General features: G+C 69.8%; 15 protein-coding genes. 6 read left to right on the forward strand and 9 right to left on the reverse strand.

The features are described from left to right. Positions 1 to 97: 97 nt before the first annotated feature. The gene (locus tag IEZ09_RS41185; protein ID WP_189259285.1) at positions 98 to 685 is read right to left on the reverse strand and encodes a hypothetical protein; all 588 of its coding nucleotides are present in this window, start codon (positions 683 to 685) and stop codon (positions 98 to 100) included. 86 nt (positions 686 to 771) lie between these two features. After that, positions 772 to 1,419, reverse strand: a complete 648-nt coding sequence (locus tag IEZ09_RS41190) for a helix-turn-helix transcriptional regulator (protein WP_189259286.1) — start codon at positions 1,417 to 1,419, stop codon at positions 772 to 774. Positions 1,420 to 1,497: 78 nt separating this feature from the next. Between IEZ09_RS41190 and IEZ09_RS41195 the strand changes: the two genes are divergently transcribed. Genes IEZ09_RS41195 through IEZ09_RS41205 form a run of 3 tightly spaced genes read left to right on the forward strand, consistent with a single transcriptional unit; the run spans position 1,498 to position 2,991 of the window. Beyond that, the gene (locus IEZ09_RS41195) at positions 1,498 to 1,875 is read left to right on the forward strand and encodes a DoxX family membrane protein (RefSeq protein ID WP_189259287.1); all 378 of its coding nucleotides are present in this window, start codon (positions 1,498 to 1,500) and stop codon (positions 1,873 to 1,875) included. Further along, the gene (gene folE, locus IEZ09_RS41200; RefSeq protein ID WP_189259288.1) at positions 1,872 to 2,420 is read left to right on the forward strand and encodes a GTP cyclohydrolase I FolE; all 549 of its coding nucleotides are present in this window, start codon (positions 1,872 to 1,874) and stop codon (positions 2,418 to 2,420) included. Before IEZ09_RS41195 ends, folE begins: the two co-directional genes overlap by 4 nt. 10 nt (positions 2,421 to 2,430) lie before the next feature. Next, a complete protein-coding gene (locus IEZ09_RS41205; protein ID WP_189259289.1) occupies positions 2,431 to 2,991 on the forward strand; it encodes a maltokinase N-terminal cap-like domain-containing protein in 561 nt (186 codons plus the stop codon). On the opposite strand, the gene IEZ09_RS41210 is transcribed toward IEZ09_RS41205, so the two are convergent. Then, on the reverse strand, positions 2,970 to 3,473 hold the full coding sequence (locus tag IEZ09_RS41210; RefSeq protein ID WP_189259290.1) for an EF-hand domain-containing protein: 504 nt from the start codon (positions 3,471 to 3,473) through the stop codon (positions 2,970 to 2,972). The two genes, IEZ09_RS41205 and IEZ09_RS41210, sit on opposite strands and share 22 nt — an antisense overlap. Before the next feature lie 35 nt (positions 3,474 to 3,508). Then, positions 3,509 to 6,079: an AAA family ATPase gene (locus tag IEZ09_RS41215; protein ID WP_189259291.1), complete on the reverse strand. Its 2,571-nt coding sequence runs from the start codon at positions 6,077 to 6,079 to the stop codon at positions 3,509 to 3,511. A 269-nt stretch (positions 6,080 to 6,348) separates the two neighbouring features. Between IEZ09_RS41215 and IEZ09_RS41220 the strand changes: the two genes are divergently transcribed. Further along, positions 6,349 to 8,970: a helix-turn-helix transcriptional regulator gene (locus IEZ09_RS41220; RefSeq protein WP_189259292.1), complete on the forward strand. Its 2,622-nt coding sequence runs from the start codon at positions 6,349 to 6,351 to the stop codon at positions 8,968 to 8,970. Here the strand turns inward: IEZ09_RS41220 and IEZ09_RS41225 are convergent. The 3 genes from IEZ09_RS41225 to IEZ09_RS41235 all read right to left on the reverse strand — a co-directional run bounded on the left by IEZ09_RS41225 (position 8,924) and on the right by IEZ09_RS41235 (position 10,836). Beyond that, positions 8,924 to 9,295, reverse strand: a complete 372-nt coding sequence (locus IEZ09_RS41225) for a LapA family protein (protein ID WP_370467794.1) — start codon at positions 9,293 to 9,295, stop codon at positions 8,924 to 8,926. The genes IEZ09_RS41220 and IEZ09_RS41225 overlap by 47 nt on opposite strands. Before the next feature lie 47 nt (positions 9,296 to 9,342). Beyond that, on the reverse strand, positions 9,343 to 9,696 hold the full coding sequence (locus IEZ09_RS41230; protein ID WP_189259294.1) for a DUF742 domain-containing protein: 354 nt from the start codon (positions 9,694 to 9,696) through the stop codon (positions 9,343 to 9,345). 216 nt (positions 9,697 to 9,912) lie between these two features. Next, complete coding sequence (locus tag IEZ09_RS41235) at positions 9,913 to 10,836, reverse strand: anti-sigma factor RsbA family regulatory protein (RefSeq protein ID WP_189259295.1); 924 nt, start codon at positions 10,834 to 10,836, stop codon at positions 9,913 to 9,915. A 101-nt stretch (positions 10,837 to 10,937) separates the two neighbouring features. Here IEZ09_RS41235 and IEZ09_RS41240 point away from each other — a divergent pair, with 101 nt between their 5' ends. Next, positions 10,938 to 11,759: a MerR family transcriptional regulator gene (locus IEZ09_RS41240; protein WP_189259296.1), complete on the forward strand. Its 822-nt coding sequence runs from the start codon at positions 10,938 to 10,940 to the stop codon at positions 11,757 to 11,759. Here IEZ09_RS41240 and IEZ09_RS41245 read toward each other — a convergent pair. After that, a complete protein-coding gene (locus IEZ09_RS41245; protein WP_308202458.1) occupies positions 11,746 to 12,831 on the reverse strand; it encodes an MFS transporter in 1,086 nt (361 codons plus the stop codon). The genes IEZ09_RS41240 and IEZ09_RS41245 overlap by 14 nt on opposite strands. 49 nt (positions 12,832 to 12,880) lie before the next feature. Here IEZ09_RS41245 and IEZ09_RS41250 point away from each other — a divergent pair, with 49 nt between their 5' ends. Continuing rightward, positions 12,881 to 13,276: an SSI family serine proteinase inhibitor gene (locus IEZ09_RS41250; protein WP_189259297.1), complete on the forward strand. Its 396-nt coding sequence runs from the start codon at positions 12,881 to 12,883 to the stop codon at positions 13,274 to 13,276. Positions 13,277 to 13,300: 24 nt separating this feature from the next. Here the strand turns inward: IEZ09_RS41250 and IEZ09_RS41255 are convergent, their stop codons facing one another. Further along, entirely contained in the window at positions 13,301 to 13,942 is a 642-nt protein-coding gene (locus IEZ09_RS41255) for a GTP pyrophosphokinase (RefSeq protein WP_229813403.1), read from the reverse strand. Positions 13,943 to 13,954: the final 12 nt, after the last annotated feature.

The following is a 13,954-nucleotide window of genomic DNA, read 5'->3' on the forward strand; positions in this document are numbered from 1 at the left end:
GGCCGCCGCTCACGCGGCGACCCGTCCCAAGGACCTCACCCCTGGTTAAAACACCAGGTTCACCTCAGGTGCACAAAAGAGCCGTTCATCGTGTTGATCACGGGTTCACGGTGGTTTCGGCGTAGAACAGGTCCTGGCCGGGGTCCGCGGTGCAGTGGACGTACATGGCGACCTGGGTGTTCGAGTACTTGTGGAAGCTGAGCCAGATGTCGCCGGCGCTCGCGAACCGCCAGTGGCCGGGCACGGCGTCGGGGTACACCTGCGCGTCGGCGATCTTGCTGGTCACGCCGGTGGCGAACTGGTCGGCGGCGATGTCGCGGCCGAGGTCGGTGAGCGGTTTCTGCGGCCAGTCCTCGACGCCGTCGTGCTGCACCGACAGGTACGCGGCCGACACCATGCCCTGGTCGAACTTGGTGACGCCGCGTTTGGCGAGCTCGTCACCCAGGTCCAGCCGGACGGAGAGGCCCCAGTCGTCGGCTGTCAGCGGGGCACTCGCCGGAGACGCGGCGGGCAGGCTGCCGAGCAGCCGGTAGCTGCCGCGGACGGTGAACGTGCCGTCCAGCCTGCCCGCGGTGTACAGCTTGATCTCGCACGACGAGGCCAGATCTCCGGTGGCCGCCCCGGCGGGCGTCACGACGGCCATGGCGGCCACGAGCGCGCCGAGGGCAGCGATGATTCTGCGCATTGCGGTGGTTCCTCCCCAGGACGAGCCCACGGGCTGGGCTCACCGCAATGCTCGCACGGGGCACCGACAGTTCTCGCGCGGTTGCACTAGGCCTGGTCGAGGCGTACGCAGCAGTGGCCGGGAGACGGTGCCAGCCGGGCCGTGTGCGTCGTCGTGGCAAGTCCGTCCAGCAGCCCGCTGATCAGGCACAGGTTCATCCCGCACACCAGCTGCGTGTGCTTCTGGGCGAGGCTGTGGAACGGGCAGTTGCCCAGCAGCACCGAGGCCCCGTCGGTGTGCGGCTCGAACCCGAGCCCCTCCAACGCCCCCACCACGTCGCCGTCGGCCTGCGTCGCCAGGTCCTCGCCCCACTCGTACGCGCGGCGGTTCAGGATCTCGCGCGGCGGCACGCCCGTGCTCTCGGCTTCCAGGAGCGACTCGGTCAGCAGGTGGCTCGCGGCCTCGTAGCGGCGGTCGGGCAGCGACACCTCGATCTGCTCGCCGGACCGCCGGTACAGCTTCGCCGGACGGCCCGCGCCCGGCCCGGTGCGGCCGGAGCGGCGTTCGTGGATGACGTCCAGCAGTCCCATCTCGACCAGCTTGTCGAGGTGGAACGCGGCGGTGGTGCGCGGCAGCCCGATGGCCTCGGACGCCTCGTCCTTGCTGATGGGCGCGGTTTGGCGCACCACGAAGTCGTAGAGCTTGCGGCGGTTCGGCTCGTCGAGGGCCGCGACGGCGGCGACGGGATCGGCCATCTCTAAAACCTACTTGTGTTGACGAAAATCCGCCAGTGGTTCTAACGTTAGCCAAAGTTGTCGTTAGAAGGAGGAGTCATGGCGGTCCTGACGCGCACGGATCCGGCGACGCAGGCGTTCGTGTTGCTGCGCACGGTGTTCACGGTGGCGCCGGTCCTGTTCGGGCTGGACAAGTTCTTCAACCTGCTCGTCGACTGGCCCGTCTACCTGGCGCCGTGGATCGACTCGATCGTGCCCGGCTCGCCGCAGACGGCGATGTACGTCGTCGGAGTGATCGAGATCGTGGCCGGCGTGCTGGTCGCGGTGCAGCCGAAGTGGGGCGGGCTGGTCGTCGCCGCCTGGTTGCTCGGCATCATCGTGAACCTGGTGACCGGGCCCGGCTACTACGACGTCGCGTTGCGCGACTTCGGCCTGCTGGCCGGCGCGCTGGCACTGTCCAGGCTGGCCGCTCGATGACGGACCTCGAGGCGGCGCAGCAGGCCGTCACGGATCTGCTGAAGGCACTGGGCAAGGATCCGTACTCGGTGCACCTGGCCGACACGCCACGACGGGTCGCCGAGGCGTACGCGGAACTCCTGACGCCGCGCTCGTTCAACCTCACGACGTTCCCGAACGACGAGGGCTACGACGAACTCGTGCTGGCGCGCGGGATTCCGGTGCAGTCGTTGTGCGAGCACCACATGCTGCCGTTCCACGGGGTCGCGCACGTCGGTTACCTGCCGGGCGAACGGATCCTGGGCCTGTCGAAGCTCGCCCGCGTCGTGGAGATGTTCGCGCGCGACCTGCAGGTGCAGGAACGGCTCACCAAGCAGGTCGCCGACTGGCTGCAGGAACACCTGCGGCCCAAGGGAGTCGGTGTCGTGATCGAGGCCGAGCACATGTGCATGGCGCTGAGAGGCGTGCGGGTCAACGGATCCCGCACCGTGACGTCGGCGCTGCAGGGTGTGCTGCGGTCGGATCCCGCGTCACGGCAGGAGTTCTTCACGCTCGTGCACGCGTAACCTGCGGGGCATGGGGAAGCTTCACACCGGCGCCACGCTGACACCGTCGTTCCGCGATTTCCTGCCCGCCTGGGTTGTGCGGCAGCCGTGGTACGACGGGCGGGGTTCACTGCGCCCCGCCGGGTTCTTCCGGTTCGAGGACCCGGCGGGCGAGGTGGGCGTGGAGACGCATCTGCTGCAGGACGGCGAGGCGGTGTACCAGGTTCCGCTGACCTATCGTCCAGCGCCGCTCGCCGGGGGTGCGCTCGTCACGACGGCCGAGCACAGCGTGCTGGGTACGCGGTGGATCTACGACGCGGTGACCGATCCGGTGTGGATCGCCGCGATTCTGCGCCTGGTCGCCACCGGCGGAACCTCGGATCCGGCGTCCCGCAAGGGGTTCGAGGCCCAGGCACGCGGCACGCTGATCCGCTCCTGGGCCGACGCGGTCACGATCGACCTCGACCGGCGGATCGTCCCGGCGGAACCGCCGCAGGACGCGGTCGGCGTGGTCACCGGTTCGTGGGAGCAGGACGGTGTGGCGAAGTCCGGCCGCCTCGCCGTGGTGCGTCAGACCGGTCCGAACACGTAGGTGCCGGCGGCGTCCTCGTCGTCGCCCGCCCAGAACTCCAGCCACAGCTGGGCGAACTCCTCGCGCGACAGCCTGCCGTCACCGTCGGAGTCGAGCGCGTCGAAGTCGATGATGCTGCCGTGCCCGAGCCAGGCGGCGATCATCGTCTCGTACTCGGAGCGCGAGATGTAGTCGTCGTGGTTCTCGTCGACGGCCGCGAACATCGCGTCCGCGGTGTCGGTGACGGCTTCCGGCGTCTTCGGGAGCGCGTCCACGATGCTCAGGACGTTGTCGATCGTCGCGCGGTCCTGGCCCGCAACCGCCTGCAGGGTCGCCCACCAGCCCATCATCACGCCGGACAGCAGTTCCTCGTCGCCGCCGCGCAACGACACCCAGCGCGCGGTGAGAGCGCGGAAGTCGCTCTCGTCCAGGTAGCCGTCACCGTTGGCGTCCATCGCGCCGAACACGACCGACACCTTGCGTCTTTGCAAGTCGCTCGCCATGAGCACCGACCCTAGGCCGAACGTTGCAACGGAAACTATCGGCCGAACGGGTCCGAACCAGTTTGGCCGTCCAGCGCTTCGGAGAGCTGCAAACGGCCCGACACACCGAGTTTGCGGTAGATCCCGGACAGCACGCCCTCGACGGCGTCCGCGGGCATCAGCAACGTCGCGGCGATCTCCTCGTTGGACCGGCCCCGCGCCGCCAGCTCCGCCACCTGGTGCTCGGTCGGGGTCAGCGCGGTCGGGCCGGTCTGGCGCAGGCGCCGCGGCCCGGCGCTCGTCGCCACCAGTTCGGAGTACGCCCGCGCGGCGATCGCGCTCGAACCGCACTTCTGCGCGAGATCCACCGCGTCACGCAGGCATGCGCGCGCACCGGACGTGTCGGCCTGCCGCCGCAGCACGACACCGAGGTCGACCAACGCGCGCGCCAACTCCAAACGAGCGGGGGAGTTGCGCAGCACCCGCACTGCTTCTTCCAGCAACGTGCGTCCAGCCGCACCGGCGGTGACCCGGCCCGCCGCGCGCAACGCCATGCCCAACGCGCGCGGTGCACCCCATGCGCGCGCGAGCGACACTTCCTCCATCGCGAGTTCGCGCGCTCGTTCGCCGTCACCCATCGCCGCACACGCCAGCGCCGCACCGGATCGCCACGCCAGCGCCGCGGGATTGCGGTAAGGCCACGACGCGCAATGCCGTCCAGCGGCCAGAAAAGCCTCCAACGCCTCGTGGTCGTCGCCTCGGGCGGTCAGCATCCGTCCGCGCACGGTCAGCAAACCGCCGAACGACCACACACGACGGGCTTCGTCGGACGACGCCGACGAAATCAGCGCGGCGGCCTCGTCCAGGCGGCTCTCCTCCAGCAGGATGTCCGCGAGCAACGCGGCGTGCCAGGTCGACACCGCGAGCCAGCGCTGGTCCTGCCGCAGGTGGTCGCCCGCCAGCGCCAGCTCTTCGCGGGCAGAGACGAGATCTCCCTTGCGGCGCTGGACGTTCGCGCGCATCACGTACGTCAGCGCGCGCAACGCCGGTGCCTGCGCGCGGTCCACGTCGTCGAGCACGGTCAGCGCCGAGTCCAGCGCGTCGGCCAGGTTGAGGATCATCGCCGACGTCAGCGCGGACATCGTGGTCTCGGTCGACACCAGCGCGACGGCCTCGTCCGCGCTGATGTCGCCGACCATCACGTGGTGCAGCACCCCGGCGGGGTTGTCCAGCGAGACCGCTGACGGCACGGCCTCCTGCCACGCCAGCCCGTGCACGGCGAGATGAGCCTGCACCCACGGCGAACCTTCGGACAGCACCGAGGCCAGCTCGGCGGGCTTTACCTCGGCGTGCAGGGCGTACGACAGCGCGACGGCGGACTCGGCATCGTCCTCATTGGACTGATAGGCCTCGCGCAGCCGGGCCGTGGCACCGGGAAGGTTGCCGACGAGCTCGGCAACGCCCAGCAGCCGCAACGCCCGCGACGGATTAGCCACCGGTTCGCGCAACGCCCGCCACAGCAGCCGTGCGGCACCGGACGTGTCGCCCTGGTTCACCGCCTCCTGCGCGGCCCGGTCCAGCACCTCGCCCGCCCACGGCTCCAGCCCCGGCGAGGTCTCCAGCAGGTGCTCGGCCACCACCCGGTCCGTGGCGCCGTGTGCACGCAACGACCGTGCGGCCCGCAGATGCAAAGCAGCCCGCGCGGGCGCGGGCATGTCGTCGAGAACCGCGGGCCCGGCCACGCCGAGCAGCTCGACTGTTCGCATCGCCTCGGCCAGCTCGACCGGCCCCAGTCCGGTCAGTTCCGCCAGCACACCGGGAGGCGGCGACGGCCCGAGCACCGCCAGGGAGTGCGCCGCGGCCACCACGGCGGCCGGACGACGACGCAGCCGCGCCGCCATGATCTCGCCGGACACCTCGGCACCGCGCTGGGTGACCCGCCACGCGGCCTCGGCCGTCGGCGGCACGCCGTCCTCCGCCAGGGCCGTGAGCAGCCGCGTCACGGCCAGCGGGTTGCCTCCGGTCGCCTCCAGGCAGGCCGCCACGAACTCGGGTGCGGGCGCCGGGGAGATCATCGCGGCAACATCCTCCGCGGACAGGTTGCCCAGCCCCACGCGCCGGCACGTGGCCATGATCTCGCCATAAGAAGTGTCGTCGCACCGCTCACCCGCACCCACGGTCAGCACGAGAGCGATGGGCAGGCGTTGGATGCGCAGAGTCAGATAGGCGAGCCACCGCAACGACGCCGCATCGGCCCAGTGCGCGTCGTCGACGGCGATGAGCAGCCCTGAACCGCTCGCCAGGGCCGCGGCCAGCCGGTACACGCCGTGCAGCACGGCGAAGTCGGCAGCCGGAGCCGTCAGCTGAAGTGCCCCGAGCGCCTCCGGCGGTACGAGATCGGGGTCGATCATGTCGAAGAGCTGGGCCACGATCCCGAACGGAAGATCGCCCTCCAGGGCGCTCGCCCGCGCCCGCACGACGTGCCTGCCCGAGGCCTCCCAGCGCGCGGCGAGGTCGTCCAGCACCGCGGTCTTGCCCGTTCCCGGTGCGCCCTCCACGACGGTGGTCGTGCCCGGCGTCACCTGAGCGCTGATTCCGGCACACCACACTTTCAGCCGGTTTTCCACGATCTCTCCGTAATCGGTGGTGAATGGATCAGCGGAATTGATGCTAGGAGAAACACCACCACTTGCCCAGGTAGAGGTTCTTGCGCTATGGGCGTCTCAACACGGTGGCGGCCCGTATGATCCGCCGGGCAACTACTCGACCGGGTAGCGGCAGCCGGGAGGCGGCCTCACCTGGTCATCCGGACGGCCTAGAGGAGCTGGTCGGCACGCGGGTCGTTGTGGTAGGGCAGCGCTTGTTCTCCGCCGCCGCGGAGCGAAAGGAAAAATAGGTGTCGGGGAATCGGGACGGGATGTTCCGCGGCCGCGAGGGAGAACGTGAGCTCCTGAGCGGTGTGCTGGACGCGGGCACCGGCGTGGTGCTGGTGGACGGCGCGCCGGGAACCGGGAAGACGCGGTTGCTGGCCGAGGTCGCCGCGGTCGCCGCGCGCCGTGGTTTCGAGGTCGCCACCGCACAGGACGAGCTGGACCAGCCGTTCCTGCTGGCACGCCTGGCGGAACGCGAACCGGACGGTCCCACCCTGGTCGTGCTCGACGATCTCCACCTGGCCGAGCCGGGCACCCTGGCGGCCCTGCGCGCACTGCTCCCCGCCTCCACCCACGAGAAGGTCGTATGGTTGCTCGCCCGCCGCTGCGGCGAGGGCGCGGACCGCCTGTTCGCCGCCGCTGCCGCGCGGGGTGCCGTGCGGATCGAGCTGCGCCCGTTGACCGACAACGTGATCGCGGAACTCGTCGCCGATCTCGCCGGTGGAATTCCTGATCACGATCTCCGGGCGCTGGCGTCGACCGCGCAGGGAAATCCCGCCGCGTTGATCAGTCTTTTCACCGCGCTGCGCGAAGACGGTCAGATCGAGGTCTCCGGCGAACACGCGTCGTTGCGCTGTGACCGGACGCCGCGGCACACCGAATCGTTGTTGCGCGAGCGCGTCAGTTCGTTGAGCGGTAAAGCACGACACCTGCTGCAGGTCGCGTCCGTGCTCGGGCCGCGCTTCGAACCCGGTGACGTGGCGGAGATGCTGGCCTCCAGCACCGCGATCCTGCTGCCCGCGCTGGACGAGGTCATCGGCGCGGGCGTGGTGACCTCGCTCGAAGATCGGCTGGCGTTCCGGCACGAGCTGGTGTGGCGGCTGGTCGCCGACTCCGTGCCGCCACCCGTGCGCCGGGCCCTGCACCGCGAGGCAGGCGAAATGCTGCTGGGACGCGGGGATTCCGCGGTCAGCGCAGCCAAACACCTCCTGCACGGTGCCCAGCGCGGTGACGTGCGGTCGATCGACGGCCTGGTCGCGGCGGCGAAAGCGGTGCTGTGGACCGCGCCGGACGCCGCCGCCGAACTCGCCGTCAGGGCGCTCGAGCTCACCGACCAGGCGTCGGCGTCGCTGGTGCACAGAACAGTCATCGCGGTGCGCGCGTTGATCGCGGCCGGGAAACTCACCGCGGCGCAAGCGCTGGCGCAGGACGCGTTGTCACGTCAGGTTCCCCCAGGCCCCGCCGCCAAGCTGCGGCACTGCGTCGCGATGACGACGGCACTGGGCGCGCAGCACGCCGAGTCTGTGGAGATCTCCGAGGCGCTGCTGGACGAACCCGACCTGTTGCCGGAACTCGCGCCGTGGGTGGAGATCACCCGCATGATGGCGTTGCTCGGGCACGACCGCCGGCGCGCGGAGGAGCTCGCCGAAACCGTCGTGCGCACCCACACCGGCCCGCCGGACGACGTGCTCGCCACGGCGCTCGCGGTGCTGGCGGCGATCGCCCGCGACAGCGGACAGCCCGGTGCGGCACTGGAACTGGCGCGCGAGGCCGCCCAGTCCGTGACGTCGTACGACCTCTTCGCGTATCCGCAGCTGCTGCTGGCGACGCTGCACTCGGGCCTGCGGGAGTTCGCGGAGGCCGACAGCGTGGTGCGGCGGGCGCGCAGCGGGCCGTCGTCGGTGGTGACCAAGGAACTGCTGACCTCGGTCGTGCAGGCGCGGATCCTGTTGCAGGCCGGGCGGATCGAGGAAGCGTCGGCGGAGGCGCGCAACGCGCTGACGGTGGCGGAGGAGACCGGGCACACCGCGCTGGTGGCACCGGCGCTGGCGATCCTCGCCATGGTCGCGGTCCACACCGGTGATCTCCCCGCCGCGATCGAACACGTCGAGCGCTACCGCGGACAAGTGCCGGTGGACGGGATCGTCTTCTCGCGGGCGTACTACCAGTGGGCCGACGTGCTCGTCTCGCACGTGGGGTCCGGGCTCGACAAGGCGTTGGCGCTGCTCACCGACTCCTATCCGGGGCTCGTGTCCTCCGGGCTCTTCGCCGAGGAACCGCGCGCGGCCGGGTGGTTCGTGCGCAGGGCGCTGGAGGCGGGGCACGAGCGGCTGGCCAAGGCCGTCGTCGACCGCGTGGAACGGCTGGCGGAGGAGAACCCCGGATTCCGCGCGGTCGCGGCCGCCGCGATGCACGCGCGCGGCCTGTTCGACGGCGACGCGTCGTTGCTGGAACTGGCTTCACAACAGCACCGCGACCTGTGGGCGCGCGCCAACGCGGCCGAGGACCTCGGTGTGCTGCTGACGAGCTCCGACCGCGCGGCGTCGGTGAAGGCGTTGGAGACCGCGCTGGGGCTGTACCGCGAGATCGGCGCCTCCCGCGACAGCGCGCGGGTGCTGGGACGGCTGCGCAAGCTCGGCAGGCGCAGGAGGGCGGCGCCGGTGCGCCCCGCGTCCGGATGGTCCAGTTTGGACGACACCGAACGGGCGATCGCGAACCTCGTGGCGAAGGGGCAGACGAACCGGCAGATCTCCACGCAGCTGTTCATGTCACCGCACACGGTGAACTTCCACCTGCGCAAGATCTTCCGGAAGCTCGGGATCAGCTCTCGCGTCGAGCTGGTGATGAGGTCGAGGGACGACCAGTGAGCCGTTTCGCCTGACGCCGCAGCTGCAGGATGCGCGCCGCGCCCACGGTCGCGACCAGCACCGCGCCGCAGATCGCCGCGAAGAGCAGCGCCACGCCGAGCGGAAGGCTGAACTGGCCCCACAGGACGTGGATCGTCGTGTTGTCGCCGTTCTGCAGGATGAAGACCAGCAGGAAGATCAGCACGACGATCGCGATCAGCACGGCGATCCAGGTGCCGCTGATCCGGGTGGGCCGCAGCTTCTTCTGAGCGGTCGGCGCGGTCGGCGCGGGCACCGGCTTGGTGGTCGGTTCGGACGTCTCGTCGCTGGGGGTCGCCACGATCATCATTATCGGCGACCCCCGGTGATCCCGCTCGCCGGCGAACGGGGTGACTACAACCGGCGCAGGCCTGCGAGAACCCGTTCGAGCAGCGCCAGGTTCGGCTTGTCGCCCGGCTCGTGCACGGCGACCAGGCCGAGCGTGATCAGGTCGCTCAGCAGCACCCGCGTGACTCCCAGCGGGATCTTCATGAGCGCGGAGATCTCGGCGACCGACCGCGGCTGCAGGCACAGCCGCATCATCGCCGCCTGGTCGTTGTTCGCGCGGTACAGGTGCTCCTCGTCCGTGGAGAGCAGGGTTTCCAGACGGAGGTCGTGGCGGGCGGCCGTACGGCCGCCGGTGCGGGCGTACGGACGGACTAGCGCGCTGTCCCGCGCGGGGACGTGGTGTGGTTCCTCGTCCTGCATAGGCCACTCCGGTGGCGGTTCCGGCGGGCGCTGGCGCAACGGTTGCTGACGGGGCAGTTGTTGCGTCTCCGCGCCGCTCGCGTCGTGAGTACGTTCGGCGCGCAGTCGTCTGCGGGTCGCCGGGGACCCGAAACGCGCCCCCGTGTAACCGATTTCCGTCGCTTCCTCGTCGTGCACGTGCTCAAGCTATAACGAACACGCCCGAATGTATGTCGATCACGTTGCCTTTTTGTTGCCCAGATCGAATCTGACCTGGATTGCGGTGCCCGACGACGTCGTTTGGGTGCGCACGAGGTCGGCCAAACGGTTCACCAGCAACAGACCGCGACCGCCCGGATCGTTTGCGTGAACGGGCGTTCTTCCGGCCAGAACATCGGTGATGTGGCCGTTGTCGTTGACTTGGCAAACAATACTTTCGCTTTCGGCCCACACCCGGACGGTGCTCTCCCCGCCGCCGTGCCGCACGCTGTTGGTGGCGAGCTCGGTGACGGCGAGCGCGAAGTCGTCCACGCGATCCTGCGCGAGTCCGTGCTGAACGGCCTGCTCACGGGCGAACGCCCGCACCGCGGCCATCCCACCCGCCGCGGCCGACGTGCTCGCCGCGTCCGCCGGTGTCGGCAACGGCAGCGAGTGCGCGGCGACGACCACCCGTGCGGGGTGGAAGTGGTCGCTGGGGCGGTGGCCGCCCGCGTCGATCACGACGGGGTGGGTCTTCTCCGCGTCGGCCAGGACGTCGTGCCTGAGCGCAGAGGTGTCGTACGGGCAGAGAATGCTGACGTCACGGCCGCTGAACGCGTAGTTGACCAGCGCCTCGTGCAACGCGCACGCGGGGTACTCGACATCGGTGCGGTGGTCCCACACCGGTTCGCTGATGATCCGCACGGGCCCGCGGTGCCGGTCGGCGAAGACGCGGAGCTCGGGGATGATCCGGCCGGGGTTGCGGCCGGTGTCCGCCATGTCGATGAACGTCACGAGGTGGGCGAACCCGCTCAGGGCCTCCTTGAGCAGTGCCAGGTTGTGGCTGGGCACCGCGATGGCGACGGGCTCGGCGTTCGCGAGGCCTTCCACGACGAACGGGACGGTCCCGTCGATGTAGGAGTCCTCATCGGAGTAGAACAACGCGGGATGCGCGAACGTCATGTGCCACCTCTCGTCAACGCCCCAGGATGCGCACCCGGCGCGTTGCTCAAACCATCATTTCTTGACCCTCACACCGTGTCAGCCCCTACACAGGAGCAGTCATGTTCACCATCGGAGACTTCGCCCGTCTGGGGCGTGTGTCGGTGCGGATGCTGCGCCATTACGACGCGGTCGGGTTGCTCCCGCCGGCCCACGTGGACCCGTCGTCGGGCTATCGCTTCTACACCGCCGCACAGCTCCAGCGACTCAACCGGCTGCTCGCGTTGAAGGACCTCGGTCTGACACTCGACCAGGTGAAAATCGTGCTCGACGAAAAGCTTTCCGTTGAACAGTTGCACGGAATGCTTTCGTTGCGGCGTGCCGAGCTGCGGCAGCAGATTCTTGCGGACGAGTCGCGCTTGCGGCGGGTGGAAGCACGTCTCCGCGCCATTGAAAGGGAAGGCGCCATGCCCACCGACGACGTTGTTGTGAAGCCCGTTCCTTCTGCCCGTGTGGCCCGTTTGACCGCGACGGCCGCGTCGTACGGACCTGAGGACATCGGGCCCGTGATCCAGCCGCTGTACCCGGAGCTGATGGCACGGCTGGAGCGCGCCGGGGTGCCGATCACCGGGTACGGCATCGCCACCTACGAACCGGCCGAGGGCGACCAGGTGCTGGTGCAGGCCGGTTTCACGGTGTCCGTCGAACCGTCCGCCGCGTACGACTTCGAGGTCGTGGACCTGCCGGCGCTGGACCAGGCGGCGACCATCGTGCACCGGGGCGTGATGGACGACATCGACGCCACGTACCAGGCCGTGGCGACGTGGATCGAGGCTCAGGGGTACCGGCAGAACGGGTACGCCCGCGAGGTCTACCTGAACTACGGCCACGGCGCCCCCGCGGACTGGGTCACCGAGCTGCAGCTGGAGATCACCAAGCCGTGAGGGCGATGACCGCGGCCAGCCCGAGCAGCCCGACGGGCAACGAGGCGACCGAGGCGAGCCCGCCCACCAGGAGCGGGCCGCCCGCGTCACCGAACTCCCTGCCCACCTCGGCGCTGCCCATCGTCTGACCGAGGCGTTCCTCCGGTGTGGCGTTGGCCAGTGCCGCGAACGCCAGCGGGGTCACGGCTCCTGATCCGGCGCCGATCAGGACCGCGGCCACGAGGGTGCCGGCGAGTCCCGGGATCGCCGCGGCGGCCACGAAACCGGCCGCGGCGGTGAGGACGCCCGCTCGGGTGCCCAGGCGGGTGCTGAGGCGTCCGGCGTCCAGCGCGGCGCCGACCCGCGGTTGCACCAGTGCCGCGGTGATCGCGAGCAGCGACACCGCGGCACCGGTGACGATCGAGCCGTGCTGGGCCGCTTTCACCGGCAGGAAGCCGACTCCGGTGGCCAGCGCGGCCGTCGACGCCGCCAGTGCCGCCGTCGGCCGCAGGAAATCGCTGTGCGACAAGCGTTTCGCGAGGTCCGCGACGGTTTGCCGCCGGCGGGGCAGAGGTTCCAGGTGCGGGACCGTCAAAACCCACACGGCGACGGCTGCCGCGAGTGCGGCCATCGTGAGGAACAACAGGTCGAAGCCACCGAAGTAGATCAGCACGCCGCCGAGCAGCGGACCGGCGGTGTAGCCGATGCCTTTCCACGCGCCGTACCGGCCGAACGCCTTGCCCTTGGCGTCCGGCGGCGTGAGGCGGGCGACCATCGCGCTGGCGGCGGGGGAGAACGCCGCCGCCGCAACGCCCTGCCCGAACCGTGCGACGGCGACGCTGTCCACCAGAACGAACGCGGCACTCGCCACGGCGAACGCCATCAGCCCGCCCAGCAGCACCGGGCGGGGGCCAATCCGGTCGGCCAGCGAGCCGAAAACCGGCTTGAGAACGATCTCCGCGCCGTCGTAGATCGCGAGCAGGAGGCCGAGCGCGAGCAGGTTGGTCTGCAGGAATCCCAAGCCGGATGCGACGCCGTGAGCTCCGAACGCGGTCACGAAACCCGCGGCGCACAACGGTAGGACGTTTTTCACGCGAGCCAGAATATGTTGGCTCCGCGGAATCCGCGGGAAGCCCTTGGTCATGAACAGCAAGCGAATCGTGACCATGTCCGCGCTCGCCTGTGCCGGCCTCCTCTTCCCACTGGCCGGAACCGCCGCGGCTGCCGATGGCGAGCTGACCATGACCGTGACGCCGCAGAACCCCAGTGCTGCCACGGCCTACTCGCTCACGTGCAACCCGGACGGCGGTGACCACCCCGCCGCCGACGCCGCGTGTGCCGAGATCGAGGCGGCGCGCGGCGACTTCACGGCGTTGCCCGGCGAACCCGGGATGCTCTGCACCTACCTCTACGACCCGGTGACCGTGTCGGCGACCGGCCGGTGGATGGGCCAGGAGGTCAACTACCAGGAGACGTTCCCGAACACCTGTGAGCTGATCCGCGAGACCGGCTCGGTGTTCGTGCCGGAGATCAGGTAACCCCGACCGTGCGGCGCGGCGGCCTCAGGGCTGCCGCGCCTCGTCCTGGTGAATCCTGCGGTGCAACGACTCCATGCGTTCGTCGAGCTGCGCCGCGATCATCGCCGACGACATGAGCTCGTCCACGAAGTCGGCTGGCGGGCTGTCGTCGTACTTGTAGAACAGCTTGTGCTCCAGCGTCGCCCAGAAGTCCATGGCGATGGTGCGCAGCTGCACCTCGACCTTCACGTGCTCGACCCGGTCCGACAGGAACACCGGAATACGCACGATCAGGTGAAGACTGCGGTACCCGTTGGGCTTCGGCGAGGCGATGTAGTCCTTGGTGCGCAGGATCTCCACGTCGTGCTGCCGCGCGAGCATCGCCGACACCCGGTACACATCAGACACGAACGGGCAGATCACCCGCACCCCGGCGATGTCGTCGAGCACCTCGCCGATCGACTCGACGTCGAGCGGCAACCCCTTGCGCCGCAACTTCTCCAGAATGCCCTCCGGCTTCTTCACCCGGTTCGTGATGTGCTCGATCGGGTCGTGCCGGTGAACGGAGTCGAACTCCTCGCTGAGAATCCGGAGCTTCGTCATGAGCTCCTCGATCGCGAACTTGTAGACGAGCAACCGCCGCTCGAGGTCGCGCAGCAGGCTCAGGTCGTCGGCCAAGTCGGTCACAACACCAGGGTA

It is taken from the genome of Lentzea flava (genome assembly GCF_014648475.1).
GTDB lineage: Bacteria > Actinomycetota > Actinomycetes > Mycobacteriales > Pseudonocardiaceae > Lentzea > Lentzea flava.

What these genes read in the sequence shown, in the direction of transcription:
- IEZ09_RS41185 (WP_189259285.1), bottom strand. Translation starts at nt 685, where the DNA reads ATGCGCAGAATCATCGCTGCCCTCGGCGCGCTCGTGGCCGCCATGGCC.
- IEZ09_RS41190 (WP_189259286.1), bottom strand. Translation starts at nt 1,419, where the DNA reads ATGGCCGATCCCGTCGCCGCCGTCGCGGCCCTCGACGAGCCGAACCGC.
- IEZ09_RS41195 (WP_189259287.1), top strand. Translation starts at nt 1,498, where the DNA reads ATGGCGGTCCTGACGCGCACGGATCCGGCGACGCAGGCGTTCGTGTTG.
- folE (WP_189259288.1), top strand. Translation starts at nt 1,872, where the DNA reads ATGACGGACCTCGAGGCGGCGCAGCAGGCCGTCACGGATCTGCTGAAG.
- IEZ09_RS41205 (WP_189259289.1), top strand. Translation starts at nt 2,431, where the DNA reads ATGGGGAAGCTTCACACCGGCGCCACGCTGACACCGTCGTTCCGCGAT.
- IEZ09_RS41210 (WP_189259290.1), bottom strand. Translation starts at nt 3,473, where the DNA reads ATGGCGAGCGACTTGCAAAGACGCAAGGTGTCGGTCGTGTTCGGCGCG.
- IEZ09_RS41225 (WP_370467794.1), bottom strand. Translation starts at nt 9,295, where the DNA reads ATGATCGTGGCGACCCCCAGCGACGAGACGTCCGAACCGACCACCAAG.
- IEZ09_RS41230 (WP_189259294.1), bottom strand. Translation starts at nt 9,696, where the DNA reads ATGCAGGACGAGGAACCACACCACGTCCCCGCGCGGGACAGCGCGCTA.
- IEZ09_RS41235 (WP_189259295.1), bottom strand. Translation starts at nt 10,836, where the DNA reads ATGACGTTCGCGCATCCCGCGTTGTTCTACTCCGATGAGGACTCCTAC.
- IEZ09_RS41240 (WP_189259296.1), top strand. Translation starts at nt 10,938, where the DNA reads ATGTTCACCATCGGAGACTTCGCCCGTCTGGGGCGTGTGTCGGTGCGG.
- IEZ09_RS41250 (WP_189259297.1), top strand. Translation starts at nt 12,881, where the DNA reads ATGAACAGCAAGCGAATCGTGACCATGTCCGCGCTCGCCTGTGCCGGC.